Origin of the sequence: Aquabacterium humicola (assembly GCF_030167915.1) — a bacterium.
Classification (GTDB): Bacteria; Pseudomonadota; Gammaproteobacteria; order Burkholderiales; family Burkholderiaceae_C; genus Pseudaquabacterium; species Pseudaquabacterium humicola.
Window position 1 is genome coordinate 47,214 of record NZ_JARGNB010000003.1, and the last position, 15,132, is coordinate 62,345.

General features: G+C 72.1%; 13 protein-coding genes. 4 read left to right on the forward strand and 9 right to left on the reverse strand.

Annotated features, from left to right (window positions below; genetic code table 11):
- The first annotated feature begins 12 nt into the window (after positions 1–12).
- Positions 13–2,427 carry a TonB-dependent receptor domain-containing protein gene (locus P1K89_RS16405; protein ID WP_284617563.1) on the forward strand — a complete coding sequence of 805 codons (2,415 nt, stop codon included), beginning with the start codon at positions 13–15 and terminating at the stop codon, positions 2,425–2,427.
- 30 nt (positions 2,428–2,457) lie between these two features.
- Here P1K89_RS16405 and P1K89_RS16410 read toward each other — a convergent pair whose 3' ends face one another.
- From P1K89_RS16410 to P1K89_RS16430, 5 genes are all read right to left on the reverse strand, one after another.
- Positions 2,458–3,450, reverse strand: a complete 993-nt coding sequence (locus P1K89_RS16410; RefSeq protein ID WP_284617564.1) for a LacI family DNA-binding transcriptional regulator — start codon at positions 3,448–3,450, stop codon at positions 2,458–2,460.
- Positions 3,451–3,627: 177 nt separating this feature from the next.
- Complete coding sequence (locus P1K89_RS16415) at positions 3,628–5,589, reverse strand: amidohydrolase (RefSeq protein WP_284617565.1); 1,962 nt, start codon at positions 5,587–5,589, stop codon at positions 3,628–3,630.
- Between the two features lie 93 nt (positions 5,590–5,682).
- Entirely contained in the window at positions 5,683–6,669 is a 987-nt protein-coding gene (locus tag P1K89_RS16420; protein WP_284617566.1) for a helix-turn-helix transcriptional regulator, read from the reverse strand.
- Positions 6,670–6,736: 67 nt separating this feature from the next.
- Positions 6,737–7,306: a hemerythrin domain-containing protein gene (locus P1K89_RS16425; RefSeq protein WP_284617567.1), complete on the reverse strand. Its 570-nt coding sequence runs from the start codon at positions 7,304–7,306 to the stop codon at positions 6,737–6,739.
- A 143-nt stretch (positions 7,307–7,449) separates the two neighbouring features.
- The gene (locus tag P1K89_RS16430; protein WP_284617568.1) at positions 7,450–8,622 is read right to left on the reverse strand and encodes a patatin-like phospholipase family protein; all 1,173 of its coding nucleotides are present in this window, start codon (positions 8,620–8,622) and stop codon (positions 7,450–7,452) included.
- A gap of 149 nt (positions 8,623–8,771) precedes the next feature.
- On the opposite strand from P1K89_RS16430, the gene P1K89_RS16435 reads away from it, so the two are divergent.
- Together P1K89_RS16435 and P1K89_RS16440 are read left to right on the forward strand one after the other, a co-directional pair.
- Positions 8,772–10,832, forward strand: a complete 2,061-nt coding sequence (locus tag P1K89_RS16435; RefSeq protein WP_284617569.1) for a RecQ family ATP-dependent DNA helicase — start codon at positions 8,772–8,774, stop codon at positions 10,830–10,832.
- 116 nt (positions 10,833–10,948) lie between these two features.
- Positions 10,949–11,920, forward strand: coding sequence for a hypothetical protein (locus tag P1K89_RS16440; RefSeq protein WP_284617570.1), 972 nt, complete (start codon positions 10,949–10,951; stop codon positions 11,918–11,920).
- 28 nt (positions 11,921–11,948) lie between these two features.
- Here the strand turns inward: P1K89_RS16440 and P1K89_RS16445 are convergent, their stop codons facing one another.
- Positions 11,949–13,151, reverse strand: coding sequence for a transthyretin-like family protein (locus P1K89_RS16445; RefSeq protein ID WP_284617571.1), 1,203 nt, complete (start codon positions 13,149–13,151; stop codon positions 11,949–11,951).
- A 293-nt stretch (positions 13,152–13,444) separates the two neighbouring features.
- Between P1K89_RS16445 and P1K89_RS16450 the strand changes: the two genes are divergently transcribed.
- Positions 13,445–14,029, forward strand: a complete 585-nt coding sequence (locus tag P1K89_RS16450) for a hemerythrin domain-containing protein (protein ID WP_439897998.1) — start codon at positions 13,445–13,447, stop codon at positions 14,027–14,029.
- Positions 14,030–14,102: 73 nt separating this feature from the next.
- On the opposite strand, the gene P1K89_RS16455 is transcribed toward P1K89_RS16450, so the two are convergent.
- The 3 genes from P1K89_RS16455 to P1K89_RS16465 form a co-directional block, all read right to left on the reverse strand.
- Positions 14,103–14,324, reverse strand: a complete 222-nt coding sequence (locus P1K89_RS16455; RefSeq protein ID WP_284617572.1) for a hypothetical protein — start codon at positions 14,322–14,324, stop codon at positions 14,103–14,105.
- 17 nt (positions 14,325–14,341) lie between these two features.
- Complete coding sequence (locus P1K89_RS16460) at positions 14,342–14,611, reverse strand: hypothetical protein (protein WP_284617573.1); 270 nt, start codon at positions 14,609–14,611, stop codon at positions 14,342–14,344.
- A 77-nt stretch (positions 14,612–14,688) separates the two neighbouring features.
- Entirely contained in the window at positions 14,689–15,114 is a 426-nt protein-coding gene (locus tag P1K89_RS16465) for a hypothetical protein (protein ID WP_284617574.1), read from the reverse strand.
- Positions 15,115–15,132: the final 18 nt, after the last annotated feature.

Sequence of the window (15,132 nt, forward strand, 5' to 3'; positions counted from 1 at the left end):
GAGGAGACACTGATGAGCACCTTGATGCCGCACCCGTTCCGTCGTACCGCCGTCGCCACCGCGCTTGCGCTGCTGTGCGGCGGCGCGCTGGCGCAGGCCTCCGCGCCGGCCACGCCGGCGGCCGAGAAGGCCGATGCCAAGGCCGAGGTCCCGGCCGGCGCGTCCGCCGAACCCCGCGCCGCCGAGGCCCGGCCGGGCGAGAAGACCGCCGGGCTGAACCTCGACCAGATCATCGTCACCGGCACGTCGCGGCGCAGCTCCAAGCTCGACGCCAGCGTGTCGATCTCGACGCTCGGCGTCGAGCAGCTGCAGCAGGGCAACGCGGCCAGCGCCGCCGAGGCGCTGCGCGCGATTCCCGGCGTGCGCAGCGAATCGTCGGGCGGCGAGAGCAATGCCAACGTCACGATCCGCGGCCTGCCGATCTCGGCCGGCGGCGCGCGCTACGTGCAGTTCCAGGAGGACGGGTTGCCCGTGCTGCAGTTCGGCGACCTGAACTTCGCGACGCCCGACACCTTCATGCGCGTGGACAACGCCACCGAACGGCTCGAGGTCGTGCGCGGCGGCTCGGCGTCCACGCTGGCCACCAACGCACCGGGCGGCATCATCAACTTCATCGGCAAGACCGGTGAGGTGAGCGGCGGCGTCGCGTCGGTCAGCAAAGGCTTCGCCGGCCTCGACCAGACACGCTACGAGTTCGGCTACGGCGGCGCGCTGGGTCCGAAGACGCGCTTCTACCTCGGCGGCTTCTACCGCGAAGGCGAGGGCGCGCGTGACGGCGGCGTGCGTCTCGAGCAGGGCCTGCAGGTGCGCGGCAACATCACGCAGACGCTCGACCGCGGCTACGTGCGCTTCTCGTTCAAGCACCTCGATGACCGCACGCCGACGCTGCTGCCGCTGCCGGTGCGCTACGCGAACGGCGGCATCGAGCGGGTGGCCGGCTTCGATCCGCGGCGCAGCAGCCTGTACTCGCCGTACTGGACGCCCGACGTCACGCTGACCTCGAGCAACGGCCGCGTCGCGACCAACGTCAACGACGGCCTGACCGCCAAGGCCGACGCCATCGGCGTCGAGGCCGAGATCGACCTCGGCCAGGGCTTCAAGCTGACGGAGAAGTTCCGCCACGCGCGCCAGAGCGGCCGCTTCGTCGGCGTGTTCCCCGGCGACGACGTGCAGGCCGCGCCCGCCGGCACCACGGTGGCCACCGGCCCCGATGCCGGCAAGCCCTACGCGGGCCAGAGGGTCACCGGCGTCGTCTTCAACACCTCGCTCGACGACCTGGGGCTGACCGCGAACGACCTGCGGGTCGCGAAGACCTTCGCGCTCGGAGAGGGCAGTTCGCTGCAGGCCACGGCGGGCCTGTACACCTCGACGCAGAAGGTCGGCATGACCTGGAGCTTCAACCAGTACGCGCTGCAGGCCACCGGCGACCGGCCCGCGCTGCTGAAGGTGCCCGGCTTCGTCAACGGCTCGGCGGCCTTCGGCGGCTGTTGCCAGAACTTCACCGACAGCAGCTATGCGACGAATGCGGCCTATGGCGCGCTGCAGCTCGACCGCGGGCCACTGAGCGTCGAAGCCTCGGTGCGCGCCGACCGGCTGCGCGCGAGCGGCCTGTACCGCCAGACCCTGTTCGACGGCGGCACGCCGGGCGTCGCCTACAACCTCGACAGCGCGCGCACCATCGACTACCGCGTGCGCCACACCTCGTATTCGGTGGGCGCGAACTATCGCCTGAACAAGGACACCGCGCTCTTCGCGCGCTACAGCGAGGGCGTGGCCTTCAACGGCGACCGCATCACCTTCTTCAACGACCCGAACCTCGTCAACGGCCGCTCGTCGGTGATCCCGGTCAACGAGGTCAGGCAGGCCGAGGGCGGCCTGAAGTGGCGCAGCGGCGCGCTGCAGACCTTCGCGACGCTGTTCCTCGCGAAGACCGACGAGTCGAACGTCGACGTGACCACGTCGCCGATCAAGGTCACGGCGACCGGCTACGACGCCAAGGGCCTCGAGCTCGAAGGCTCCTACCGCGCGGGCTGGTTCCGCGTCGCCGGTGGCCTGACCTACACCGACGCGAGCGTCGTGCGCTCGAGCAATGCCGCGATCGTCGGCAAGACGCCGCGCCGCACCGCGAAGCTGGTCTACCAGCTGAGCCCGAGTGTCGCGATCGGCGACCTCGAGTTCGGTGCCAGCATCATCGGCACCACCAAGTCCCAGGACGACACGCCCGCCGGCCCGCTGACGGTCACGCTGCCCGGCTACACCGTGGTCAATGCCTTCGCGAGTTATGCGCTGACCGAACGGGCGACGCTGCAGCTGGGGGTCAACAACCTCGGCAACGTGATCGGCTACACCGAGTCCAACGACGGCCGCGGCGCCGCGCGCTCGATCAACGGGCGTACCGCGAAGCTCACGCTGAGCTACGAGCTGTAGGCCTGGCGATGCCGGCGGTCGCCGCCGGCTTCAACGTCCGCTGCTCTGCCGCACCACCAGCTCGGTCGGCAGCAGCGCGGACGCCGGCGCCGCGCCGCCCAGCTGCGCCAGCAGCGATTCCACCAGCGCGACACCGGCCGCTTCGATCGGCTGGCGCACGGTGGTCAGCGGCGGCAGGAAGTGCGCCGCCAGCGCGATGTCGTCATAACCGACGATGCGCACGTCCTCCGGTACGCGCAGGCCGCAACGGCGCAGCGTGCTGACGATGGTCATCGCCATCAGGTCGCTGGCGGCGAAGATCGCGTCGAAGGCCGCGCGCTCGGCGACGAGGCGCTCCACCGCCTGCTCGATGCGCGCCGTCACGAAGGGCACCGCCTGCACGTCGGCCGCCGCGGGGCGGCGGCCGGCGGCCGTCAGCGCCGCGCGCCAGCCGTCGTGGCGCTGGCCGATCTCCGGCAGCCCGGGATCGCCGAAGAACAGCACGCGGCGCGCGCCCTGCGCCAGCAGGTGCGCGGTGGCGAGCCGCCCGCCTTCGGTGTTGTCGCTGCCGACGGTCGCATAGCGCTGCCCGCGCAGGCGCGCGCCCCAGACGACGAAGGGCATGCGCGCATCGGCCAGCGCGTTGAGCTGGTCGTGGTGGTGCCACTGCCCCACCAGCACGATGCCCGATGCCCGTCCGGTGTGCCAGACCTGCGCGGCCAGGTCGAGCCGGTCGGCGTCGATGCGCGTCAGCAGCATGTCGTGCCCGCGCTCGGTCAGCGCGTCGGCCAGGCTGCCGATCAGGCTGAGGAAGAACGGATCGGACAGGTGTTGCCGCGTCTCCGGGTCGTAGGGCACGATGACCGCGACCGTGCGGTTCTGCTTCAGCCGCAGGTTCTGCGCCCCGACGTTGATGCTGTAGTGGTGCTCGCGGGCCAGCGCATGGATGCGCTCGCGCGTCTCCGGGTTGATCAGCGGGCTGTCGCTGAGCGCGCGGGACACGGTGGACACCGACACGCCGGCGATGCGCGCCAGGTCGGCCATCTGCAGGCGTTGTACGCGTGCAGGCGTGTCGGGTTCGGCGGGGGGTGGGGCGGTTGGGCGGCGCGGCATCGGCGCGGGAGGCGGAGGCGGTCGTGCAGGTGGGCGCCGATGATGCCAGAGAGGCCTCCGCGCCCGGCCCGTGTCCGCTCGGCCTCACTGCTCGACCCCGGCCGGTGCTCAGTGCCGGTGCCGGTCGCCATGCCCATGCGGCGCGCCGGGCACCTGCGCGGGGATCGCATGGCCGGTGGAGCCGCGCGGGCTCAGCACGCGCACCCCGCTGCTCAGCGCGGCGCGCTGCGGCGGCACCGTGCCGGCGAAGGCCTCGCGCCCGGCGACGACCTGCCCGCCCACCATCGTCAGCAGCACGCGGTTGCGGCCGAGCGCCTCGTCGGGCACGGTGAGGAAATCGCGCTCGAGCACGATCAGGTCGGCGAACTTGCCGGCCTCGAGGCTGCCGATCTGGCGCTCCAGGCGCAGCTGGCGTGCGGCGTGGATGGTGGCCGCGGCGAGCACCGCGTCGCGCGAGAGCGCGGGGTCGGCGTTGATCGGCCCTTCGAACACCGGCGCGAAGCTCGCGGCGCTGTGCGGGTTCGCCGGGTCGCCCGCGCGCGTGACGCCGACCTTCAGCGCGAGGAAGGTGTCGAAGGGGTCGATCGGCCAGTCGCTGCCGTGCACCACGCGCGCGCCGGCGCGCTGCAGGCTGCCGAAGGGTTCCATGCGGCCGAAGCGCTCGGCCCCGAGGTGGCTCTCGGTCTCGCCGATCGAGTACGGCGCGCGCTGCGCCCACTGGAAGGACATCGTCGCCATCACGTCCAGTGCGGCGAAGCGGGCGTAGTCGGCCACCGCGACAGTCTCGGCATGCGCGATCGCCGGCCGGAAGTCGGCGCCCGGGCGCGCCTGCCGCGTCGCGGCCACCGCATCCAGCACGGTGCGCACGCCACGTTCGCCGGTGGCATGCAGGTGCATGTCGAGCCCGGCATCGGCCGCCGCCAGCATCAGCGCCTGCAGCGAGGCCGGCGTGTAGTACAGCTGGCCGAGGTTGTCCCCCGGCGCCCACTGTGGCGCGGCCTCGGTGCCGATGTTCTGCAGATAAGGCGTCAGCAGCGCGCCGGTGTCGGCCGGCGCGTTGACGACGCCGTCCATGAACACCTTGACGACGCGCGCGGCCACCCCCGGCGCGGGCGCGGCATCACCTGCATCGGCGCGCGCGGCGAGCGCCTTCGCCTGCGCGATGGCCTGGGCCGGCGCGCTGTTCGCGGTCGCCGGGTCGAGGTTGATCGCCAGGTTCACGCGCGCGGTCAGCTCGCCGGCTGTGCGCAGCGCCTTGAACACGCGCAGGTGCGCTTCATCGGCCGCGGCATCCATGAAGGTGGTGATGCCTTGTTCGCGCAGCGCGGCGAGCGCCGCTCGGCCCTGCTTCAGCTGGTCGGCCTCGCTGTCCGGCGGGATCGCGGCCTTCAGCTGGAAGCCGGCCGCGTCCTCGCAGATGCCAGTGGGCTTGCCGCTGCCGTCGCGCAGGAACTTGCCGCCGGCCGGGTCGGGCGTCGCCGCGTCGATGCCGGCCAGCGCGAAGGCGCGTGAATTGGCGAGCACCGAGTGGAAGTCGGCCGACGTGACGGCGATCGGCCGTTTCGTGACGAGGCCGTCGAGCAGCGCGCGGGTGGGGTCGCCGTCGAGCGATGCGGTGGACTGGCGGTCCCAGTTGACCGCCTCGAGCCAGGTGTCGGGCGTGGCCTCCGGCGTCGCATCGAGGCAGGCCTGCAGGCGCTGCGCGAGCTGCGTGCGCGTCAGCGGCGCATAGGCCAGGTCGCACACCAGCAGCGCGCGGCCGCCGGCCAGCGCATGCAGGTGCGCATCGATGAAGCCCGGCATCAGCATGCGGCCGCCGAGCTCGATCACCTTCGTGCCGCTGCCGATGCGCCTGGCCGCCTCGGCATCGGAGCCGACGAAGGCGATGCGCCCGCCGCGCACCGCCACCGCCTGCGCGATGCGGCGCTCGCCGTCCATCGTGACCACCTTGCCGCCGCGCAGCACGACGTCCGCCGGCTCCACGCCGTCGTTGCCGCCGCAGCCGACGACGATCCCCGCGCCCAATAAGGTGGCCGCCAGCAGCGCGCCGCCTGTCTTCCTCAATCCCATCGTCTCCCCCGGATGCCGCCCGACATGGGCGTGGCCGAAGGTAGCGGGGACGGCCCGCGCCAACCCTCTGCAGATGCAGAGGGGTCGGGCGCTTCAGCGCGTGCGGCGGCGCGGCCGGTGGCCGGCCAGCGCCCGGCCGAGCGCCACCTTGTCGGAGACGCCGAGCCGCAGGTAGGCCTCGCGCAGGTAGGTGCGCACGGTGGCCGGGGCGAGGCCGGTCTCGCGCGCGATGTCCTTGTGCGAGCGGCCGTCGGCATACAGCAGCGCCACGCTCATCTCGCGCGGCGGCAGCAGTGTCGCGCGCCGCTGCGGCGCCAGGTTCATCAGCACGAGGTCGCCCAGCGGCTGGACCGAGAGCCGCCGCGCACCCAGCTTCAGCAGCCCCGGCGACTCGCGCGCCGCGGTGGCCAGCTCGGCAGGCAGCCGCGTGCCATCCCACTGCGGATAGTGTTCGCGCAGCAGCAGCGCGAGCCGGGCGCCGACGTAGACGACATCGCCTGCGGCATCGACCAGCGCCTGCGCATCACCGGGTGTGCTGCCGGTGCCGACGAGCGTGGCGATGCGCGTGCTCCAGCGCTGCATCAGGTGCGCGCTGAACTGGTCGAACAGCACGCGGTGCGCCGCTTCGAAAGGTGGCGACGCGCGACGGCGGTAGAGCGAGACGAACTGCAGCAGGCCACTGCCCGGCAGGGCCCGCGTGATCGCCATCACGTGGTAGAGATCGTGGCGCCGCGCGAAGGCCTCGACGGCGGGTTCCGGGTCGGCATAGCCGACGTCGCACACCACGCTGTCCAGCCGGTGCATCGATTCGCGGGCGAAGCGGTCGGTGGCACCGATGCGGTTCCATTCGCGCGCGAAGTCGGCACTGAGGTTGATGCGGCCGCTCAGCCAGTTGCGCGGCGCGAGGCCATCCATGCCGCCCGAGGTCTCGCCCCACCACGCGGCGTCGAAGGGCACCAGCGCCCTCAGGCCGGCGAGGCCTTCGCGCATCAGGCTCGACGGCGAGACGTCGGCCGGCAGGCGGTCGAGCGCGAGCAGCCGGGCGCTGAAGTGCTCGAGCGTCTGCCGGCCGATCTGCATGCGCGGCAGTGTAGGGGGCGCCCCGCCGAGGGCAGGGCGCCATCGGGCCCGGCTGCGCGCCGGGCCGTCAGCCGGCGGACTTGCGCGCCTGCTGCCGCTCGGCGCGCCGGCGGGCGGCCATCTCGCGGCCCATGTCGCGGCGGGCGCGTTCCTGCAGGCGCGCGCGGGCCTGCGGGTAGATCACCGATTCCTCGAGGGCGATGTGGTCGTGCAGCAGCGCGCTGAACACCTCGGCGCCTTCGTGCAGCAGTTCCACGTTGCACCAGGCCTGGCCGGCGGCGATCGCCGCGAGCTGCGGCTGCAGCTCCATCCAGTCCTCCTCCAGCCAGTTGTGGTCCTGCGACAGCCGCAGCACGGCCTGCACCGTCTCCGGGTCGCCGGCGTCGATCAGCGGCGGGAAGACGTGGCGCTCCTCGTCCTCGTGGTGGCGCCGCACGGTGGTGTCGAAGAAGTGCAGGATCTCCTGCGCCAGTTCCTGCGCCTGCGCATCGGTGCCAGCGTCGGCCAGGTGGGTGACGAGCGCCCTCAGCTTGCCCAGCGTGAACAGGATCTGCCGGTGGCAGACATCGAGCGCATCGAAGCCGTCGTCCGACGGCGACTGGGGCGGCAGGGGGGTGGTTGCGGGCTTGGTGGGCACGATCGATCTCCTCGGCCCGGCCGCCGGCGGGTCTCGCCTCGGCCGCAGTGGGCACGCTGCCAGTGTGCGGAGGAAGCGCCCGGTCGGCCTTGCGCGGCGTCAACCCGGTTCGGCAAACGCGCGGGGACCTCCGGTTCAGCCCTTCAGACGAAGCCGCGCAGGTGCGCCAGCTTCACGGCCTCGTCGGCATAAGCCTTGCCGACGCGCTGGATCTTCGCAATGTGCTCCACCGAATCCATCTTCTGCACCTCGTCGGCGCGGATGTCGTCGAGGCCCAGCGCGTTCAGGCCTTCCTGCGTCACGTCGGGGTCGTAGCGCATGTAGACGAAATGTTTGCCGCCGGTCCAGTTGCCCACCGGCGGGTCGGGCATCACCATGTCGCCGTACTCGCGGTCGATGCGTGGCCCGTGGCGGCATTCGCCGAGCAGGCGGCAGGCCATGTCCCAGCCCGCCGACGCGGCGTTCATCAGCGCCGTCGGGATGTTCTTCGCGTGGTCCAGCAGCCACTCCGAATCGCGCTTGAGCTCGGGACGGGCGCGGGCGGCCGAACCGGTGCCCACCGAGACGACGAGCATCTGGTCCGTGCCGGTCGGCCAGTTGATGCCATAGGGCGAAGCCGTGGCCATCTGGAACGCCAGGAAGGCCGGGTTGTTGTAGGTGGTGACACCACCGTCGACGAAGAGGAACTCGTACTCCTCGGGCCGGCCCTTGGCGAAGGTGATGACCTCGGGCGGGAAGAAGGTCGGCGCCGCGGTGCTGGCGCGCACCAGCTGCCACAGCGGCAGGTTCAGGTTGCAGTCGACCCGCACGCGCTGGTTGTACTTCGCGAACGGGTTGTTCGTGATCGGCCACGGCGAATCGGTGTTGTGGTTGCGCATGACGATCATCAGCACCGTGCGCAGCGCGTCGTCGCCCAGCAGCGCGGGGTCGTCCACTTCGCGCTTGCCGAGGGCCTTGTTCAGCTCGCTGCGCAGCTTCAGCGCCAGCGGCTCGGCGTCGTAGCTGTACTGCAGGCGCTTGAACAGCGAGGCCTTGCTGAACATCTGCTCGCCGCTGCCGACGTAGAACTCGCGCAGCGTGTGCATCGACATGCCGGCGCTGATGCAGGTGGCGATCACCGCGCCGGTGCTGGTGCCGCAGACGAAGTCGAAGTAGTCGGCCAGCACGAGCTGCGGGTTGCCGGTCTTCGCGCGCAGCTCGGCTTCCAGCTTCGCCAGGATCTCGACGCTCATCAGCCCGAGGATGCCGCCGCCGTCGCAGGCGAGGATCTTCTTCGGGCCCTTGGACTTGATGCGCTGCTCGGCCAGGCGTGTCATGCGAGTCTCCCTTGCATCGTCGCGCGCGCGACAGGAGCCTGGGATTGTGCGACCGGTGCGCAGGGGCAACGTCCCCCTTTCGGAGGACGCCGGCTGTCGCCGACGCAGCCACCTGTCATACGGGCGGTAGTCGCGGACACAATCTCCGCATGAGCCCCGCCGAACTGCACCTGCGCCGCGTCCTTCACGCGATGGCCGGCCCCGCTGCGCAGCCGCGCGAGGACCAGACCGCGGCGGTGGCGGCGCTGGTCGAAGAGCGGGCGCGCGTGCTGGTCGTGCAGGCCACCGGCTGGGGCAAGTCCGCGGTCTACTGGGCGGCGACCTCCGCGCTGCGCGCCGAGGGCAAGGGCCCGACGCTGATCGTCTCGCCGCTGTTGGCGCTGATGCGTGACCAGGTCAGCGCCGCGGCGGCGGCGGGGCTGCGCGCGGCCACCGTCAACTCGACCAACCTCGACGAGTGGGATGCCGTCTTCGACGACATCGCGGCCGACCGGCTCGACGTGCTGCTGGTCTCGCCGGAGCGGCTGGGCAATGCCGGGTTCGCGCAGCGCCTGCCCGGCCTGATCGGCGCGACCGGGCTGGTGGTCATCGACGAGGCGCACTGCATCTCCGACTGGGGCTTCGACTTCCGGCCCGACTACCAGCGCCTGGCGAAGACGCTGCTGGGCATCGGCGCCGGCACGCCCGTGCTCGCCACCACCGCCACCGCCAACCAGCGCGTCACGCTGGACGTCGCCGGCCAGCTGGGGCCCGGGACGCGCACCTTCCGCGGCTCGCTCGCGCGCGCGTCGCTGCGGCTGGCGGTGGTGCCGGGACTCACGTCCTTGGAGCGTTATGCGTGGGTCGCCGATGCGCTGGACGCGCTGCCCGGCTCCGGCATCGTCTACGCGCTGACGGTGGCCGAGACCGAGCGGCTGGCGGGCTTCCTGCGCAGCGGCGGCTTCGCGGTGGCCGCCTATCACGGCGGCCTGGAGCCTGCGGCGCGGCAGGCGATCGAGGATCAGCTGCGCGGCAATACGCTGAAGGCCGTGGTGGCCACCTCGGCGCTGGGCATGGGCTACGACAAGCCGGACCTCGCGTTCTGCATCCATGTCGGCTCGCCCGCGTCGCCGGTGGCCTACTACCAGCAGGTCGGCCGTGCCGGCCGCGCGCTGGACGATGCGGTGGCCGTGCTGCTGCCGGCCGAGACCGACGAGACCATCTGGGCGTACTTCGCCACCGCCGGCGTGCCCGATCCCGAGCGCGTGGGCAAGATCCTCGGCGCGCTGGAGAAGGCGCCGCGCAGCCTGCTGGAGCTGGAGAACGCGACGGCCATCCGGCGCGGCCGCCTCGAGGGCCTGCTGAAGATCCTGGCGGTGGACGAGGTGGTGCAGCGCAGCGGCTCGTCCTGGGCGCTCACCGGCAAGCCCTGGCACCACGACGCCGAGCGCTGGCAGGCGCTGGCGCAGGTGCGCGCGCGCGAAGCCGATCTGATGCGTTCGTTCGCCCACGGCACGGGCTGCCTGATGCGCTTCCTGCAGCGTGCGCTCGACGATCCGGACCCCAGCGACTGCGGGCGCTGCAGCGTGTGCACCGGCCGGCTGCCTGCCCCGGGCGCGCGGCCCGGGGCCGCACGTGTCGAAGCCGCGCGCATCTTCGCGCGTGGCCAGGACGTGCGCATCGAACCGCGCAAGCTCTGGCCTGCGGGCGGCGGCCGCGGCCGGCCCAAGGGCCGCATCGCCGGCTGCAGCGAAGGCCGCGCGCTGGCCTTTGCCGACGATCCCGGCTGGGCCGAGCTGCTGCAGCCGCTGTTCGCCGCTGCGGACGGGCCGGCGCCCGAAGAGGTGCTGGCCGGCGTGGTCGAGCTGCTGGGCCGCTGGCGGGGCCAGTGGGGTCCGCGGCCCGTGGCCGTGGTGCCGATGCCGTCGGCGCTGCACCCGCAGCTGGTGCGGTCGGTGGCGGAGCACGTCGCGTCGGTGGGCCGGCTGCCGCTGCTCGAGGCGCTGCGCCTGCGCGGTTCGGTGCCGGATGCCGAGGCCGCCTCCGGCGCGAAGGTGGCCGCGCTTTTCGATGCGCTGTCGCTGCGGCCGGACGTGCAGGTGCCCGCCGGCCCGCTGCTGCTGGTCGACGCGCGCTACCGCAGTGGCTGGTCGATGACGGTGGCGGCCTCGCTGCTGCGCGAGGCCGGCGCCACGGCGGTGCTGCCGCTGGTGCTGCACCAGCTGCCATGAGCGGTTGCGCGGCCGCGCCGAGGCGGATGGCGCGGGAGGCGCGCCACGGCGCGTGCCGAACGTCCTGCAACGAGTGCGCGGCACGCAGCCCTCGGCGTCCGTGCGAGCATCGGGCCATGCCGACCCTTCGCTCGATCGTGCTGCTCCCCGCCCTGACCGCGTGGTGCCTGCTTGCGGCAGCGCAAACCCCACCCGCGCCCGCGGCGTCCCCGCCGGCGGCGCCCGCGGCGTCCGCCCCGGATGTCTTCGACACCGCGCGCGAGGGCGTGCGCTCCACCGCCGAGTGGCTGGCCCGCAGCGTCGACAGCTGGTTCGGCGACCGCCCGTTCGAGCAGGGCGGCAAGGTCACCGACGGCCAGGTGCACCTGAGGTTCCTGCACCGCCGCGACGAGGGCAACGACTTCGGCCTGCGCTTCAACGCCCGCTTCCGGCTGCCGAACGTCGAGCGCAGCACCTACCTCTTCCTGGGCCGCGACGACCAGCGCGAGGTGGTGGCCGACACGCCGGCGGCGTTCACCCGCCAGGACCGCCTGCTCTCCGAGCGGCGCGCCGACCGCAGCTTCTTCGCCGGCGTGGGCTACGGCTGGCGCGAGAACGTGGACTTCCGCCTCGGCCTGCGCGGCGGCCTGAAGCCCTATGCCCAGGCGCGCTACCGCCAGCGCTGGACCGTGGGCCAGCGCGGCCTGATGGAGTTCCGCGAGACGCTGTTCTGGAGCCTGGACGACCACCTCGGCTCGACCACCGCGCTGTCGTACGAACGCTCGCTGTCGCCGACGCTGGCGCTGCGCTGGCTGAACGCCGCGACCATCACCCAGCGCGTCAAGGAGTTCGACTGGTCCAGCGACCTCGGGCTGGTCAAGGACTTCGGCAGCGCGCGCCAGGGCTCGGTCGAGGCGATCGTCAACGGCCTGACCGGCACCGGCGTCACGGTGCGCGAATACGGCCTGCAGACCCGCTGGCAGCAGCCGCTGCACCGCACCTGGCTGCACGGCGAGCTGATCGTCGGCCGCTTCTGGGCCCGCCCGGACGAGGCGGCGCGGCGCCAGGCGGTGTGGGCGCTGGGCATGGGCCTGAAGATGCGGTTCTAGGCGTCGAGATCAGCGGCCACGCCGGGATTCAACGGTTGAAGATGAAGCGCATTCCCGGGGCGCCACCGGCCCCGGTCACCTGATCGACCAGCCAGGACCAACCGGCGCCAGGCAAGCTGGCAGCCAGCATGATCACCGCGCAGATCACGGTGATCGCGGTCAGCATCGGGCCCATCCAGGTGTTCTGGTCCGACAGGAAATCGATCTCGTCCGCAGCGGCGTTGAAGCCCGTCGCACGCAACATCGCCGGAAGGTTCTGCACGACGGTCACGACCGCCGACACCACGGCAGCGACGACCGCCACGGCCAGCGTCGCGCCGTAGGCCGCCGGGGCCGACGTCGATACCGACTGCACGGGCGCCTTCACCACCGCGACCATCGTTGCAACGATCGCCGCGGCGATCATGGCGAGGCACTGCCCGGAGAACGCGGCCGTGGCGGCGGCGCTGCGCATCGTCGGCTCGAGGGTGGCCAGGAAGGCGAGCTCGCGTCCCTTCAGGCTTTCCGCGGAGGTCTGCACACTGGGGAGGATTCCGGTGCGTGCGACGGCTGCCCCGAAGTTCGTTCTCACGTTGCTGCCCGTCTGCTGCAGGCCCGATCCTGCGCCGGCGAGTTCGGTGGCCAGTCGCTGGCCGCCCAGGGCCTGGAGGGCCGCGCCGATCGCGCGCATCTCCGCCTCGAGTCGCGCGAACCCGGACCGCAGCACGGCGATGTCGTCGGCGAAGACGCAGATCTCGTGCCGGACCACGTGACGGCCAATGGCCGCGTTGGCCGCGAAGGCGTCGCTCAGCAGCCGGGCGAACACGTCGAGCGAGTGGACCGGCGTGCCGTTGAAGCTCAACCCGCCGCGCCCTGCCGGCCCCCAGGGAACCAGCAGGGACGGTGGCGGCAGGCCGGCCGGTACCGGCGCGAACGGCAGCTCGACCGACCGCCGCCGCGTGCCGATCGCCTGGCTCAGCTTGACCTTCAGCATCAACACGTCGGTCGGGTCCGCCACCTGGGTCGTGACGGCGGCCGGCCCGTGGCCGACGGTGACGCTTCGCGTGTCGCGCCAATCGGCGGTCGTGCCCGAGAAGGCGCCGAGCGAGTCGGTCAAGCCGGTCCAGAGAGTGTCGTTGGCGTTGCCGACGTCGATGTCGATCAGTTCGACACCGACGCCCGCTGCGGGGCGCGCCGGACCCCACGGGCCGGGCGCATGCAAGACCCTGCCGCGAACATTGAGCGTGGCCATGACGTCTCCTCGCTTCCGATGTCGGACCTGGCGGTCCGATGTTCAGGCTAGCACCGACGAGCTCGGCCGCGCAAGATCGCATCCGGCGCCTCCGGAACGGCATGGGGGCTCGGGGAGGGTGAGTGCGCGCCCGTACAGATGCCGAGGCCTGGCTGAGCGCACGCTCGGTGCCTCGACTGACCTGCGCCCGTTCACGATGACGGTGACCAGTCCAGCAACCCCGGCTTCGATGTCGAACTCGAGGGGTAAGCTGCGCCAACCGCGTCCGAGCCACACGATGAGGGAGCGATCACATGATCTTCGATGCCATCCGCGAGAGCCACGACCTGCAGCGCGACCTGTGCCGCAAGCTCACGGCATCGCGCGGCGACATGGCCGTGCGCCAGCTGCTCTTCCTGCAGCTGAAGGTCGAGCTGATGGCGCATGCGGCGGCCGAGGAACGCCACCTGTACGTCCCGCTGCTGATGGAGGACGGCGGCCTCCAGGCGTCGCGCCATGCGCTGCACGAGCATCACGAGATCGACGAGTTGCTGGAAGACCTGTCCGTGCGCAACAAGAAGCAGGCCGGCTGGATCGCCACGGCGAAGCAGCTGAGCTTCAAGGTGCGCCACCACCTGAAGGAGGAGGAGTCGAAGTTCTTCCAGGTCGCCGGGCGCCTGCTGTCGGAGACGAAGAAGCAGCAGCTTGCCCGCAAGTACACGCGAGAGATCGTGCGCATGCGCAGGCACTACGGCGCCGAGTACGAATCCGTCGTCGTCTCGGCGTCGAGCGGCCTCGTCAAGCCCGCCAGCCGCGCGGCCGACCGGCCGGCCACCCGCGGCAGCGCGAGCGCGGGCGCCCGACTGAGGGGCCAGGGCGAGCCGCGCCGCACGCGCTGATCCGACGGGCGGTGGTCCGGGCAGCTTGCGTGCGTGGCGCCGCGCCGGCCGAAGCCAGGCGGCCTCGGGATGCCTATCGACGCTTGCGCTTCCTCGTCGTCGTCTTCTTCGCCGGCGCCGGCAGAAGGGCACCGGTCCACGCGTCGAGAACCTGCTTCGTCGCGGCCGTCATCATCGTGGTGGCCTGGCGCTTGCCCTCCGCGGTCGCTCGCCCGCGCAGCGAGCCCGCGGTGGCGTTGGCGGCGCTCAGCCACATGCTCATGAACGGGTTCTTCTTCAACCACGGATTGGCCATTGCGGCGCTCCTTCGAGTCAACGGGGACCGCGCGACGGGTCGCTGCGTTCCTCGTCACCGCTTGCGCCGGGCCCGCCCGAACCGGCCTGCCGGTCACGATCGGGATCGAAGGTCTCGGTCGACGTCGGCCCGGTGCCATCGGGTTCGACGCTGACGACCTTGTCGGTCAGCGCGTCGTCCTTGAAATTGCGCGCGCCGGGCTTGTTGGCTTCACGCTGCGAATCGAGCAGGTCGCGGCGCTGCTGGTCGGGGTCGGTCGGTGTGGTCGTGGATTGGGGGGTCTTCATGGGCCGCTCCGGCTAAGGTGGAGCAGGCTGCGGGCAAACGCGGCTCCTGCGGCCCGTCGTGCGGCGCTTGGCGTCTGTCACCGCCCGACCAGACGCGCGACGCGCTGAGGCGCTTCCGGAGACGCTTGGGGATTGAAGCGGATCGAGAAGACGAAGCGATCGCCGCGCGAGGCGGGCATGCAGGTCACGGCGCGCATCGCACGACGGACGAACGCTCGGTACTCGTGCGGACCGCCGCGCGCGGCGACGCTGTCGACCGAGTCCCCGGCGAGGCTGAACTCGACCCGCACCGTGCCCTCGCGACCAAACATCTGCATCGCCGGCGAGAGTTCGCGCTCGAGGGTCTCGGCGATGTCGGGGCAGGCCAGCTCGACATCGACGCGAGCAGGGCCGGCCGGCTGCTGGCCGGTGATCACCGTCTGCTGCGGCTGTGCGAACGCCGGGCCGGACACGGCAACGAGGGAGGACGCCGCAAGGGCGAGGCAACGGATGAAGTGGCGCATGACGAACTCCTGAGGAAG

What these genes read in the sequence shown, in the direction of transcription:
- P1K89_RS16405 (WP_284617563.1), top strand. Translation starts at nt 13, where the DNA reads ATGAGCACCTTGATGCCGCACCCGTTCCGTCGTACCGCCGTCGCCACC.
- P1K89_RS16410 (WP_284617564.1), bottom strand. Translation starts at nt 3,450, where the DNA reads ATGGCCGACCTGGCGCGCATCGCCGGCGTGTCGGTGTCCACCGTGTCC.
- P1K89_RS16415 (WP_284617565.1), bottom strand. Translation starts at nt 5,589, where the DNA reads ATGGGATTGAGGAAGACAGGCGGCGCGCTGCTGGCGGCCACCTTATTG.
- P1K89_RS16420 (WP_284617566.1), bottom strand. Translation starts at nt 6,669, where the DNA reads ATGCAGATCGGCCGGCAGACGCTCGAGCACTTCAGCGCCCGGCTGCTC.
- P1K89_RS16430 (WP_284617568.1), bottom strand. Translation starts at nt 8,622, where the DNA reads ATGACACGCCTGGCCGAGCAGCGCATCAAGTCCAAGGGCCCGAAGAAG.
- P1K89_RS16435 (WP_284617569.1), top strand. Translation starts at nt 8,772, where the DNA reads ATGAGCCCCGCCGAACTGCACCTGCGCCGCGTCCTTCACGCGATGGCC.
- P1K89_RS16440 (WP_284617570.1), top strand. Translation starts at nt 10,949, where the DNA reads ATGCCGACCCTTCGCTCGATCGTGCTGCTCCCCGCCCTGACCGCGTGG.
- P1K89_RS16445 (WP_284617571.1), bottom strand. Translation starts at nt 13,151, where the DNA reads ATGGCCACGCTCAATGTTCGCGGCAGGGTCTTGCATGCGCCCGGCCCG.
- P1K89_RS16450 (WP_439897998.1), top strand. Translation starts at nt 13,445, where the DNA reads ATGATCTTCGATGCCATCCGCGAGAGCCACGACCTGCAGCGCGACCTG.
- P1K89_RS16455 (WP_284617572.1), bottom strand. Translation starts at nt 14,324, where the DNA reads ATGGCCAATCCGTGGTTGAAGAAGAACCCGTTCATGAGCATGTGGCTG.
- P1K89_RS16460 (WP_284617573.1), bottom strand. Translation starts at nt 14,611, where the DNA reads ATGAAGACCCCCCAATCCACGACCACACCGACCGACCCCGACCAGCAG.
- P1K89_RS16465 (WP_284617574.1), bottom strand. Translation starts at nt 15,114, where the DNA reads ATGCGCCACTTCATCCGTTGCCTCGCCCTTGCGGCGTCCTCCCTCGTT.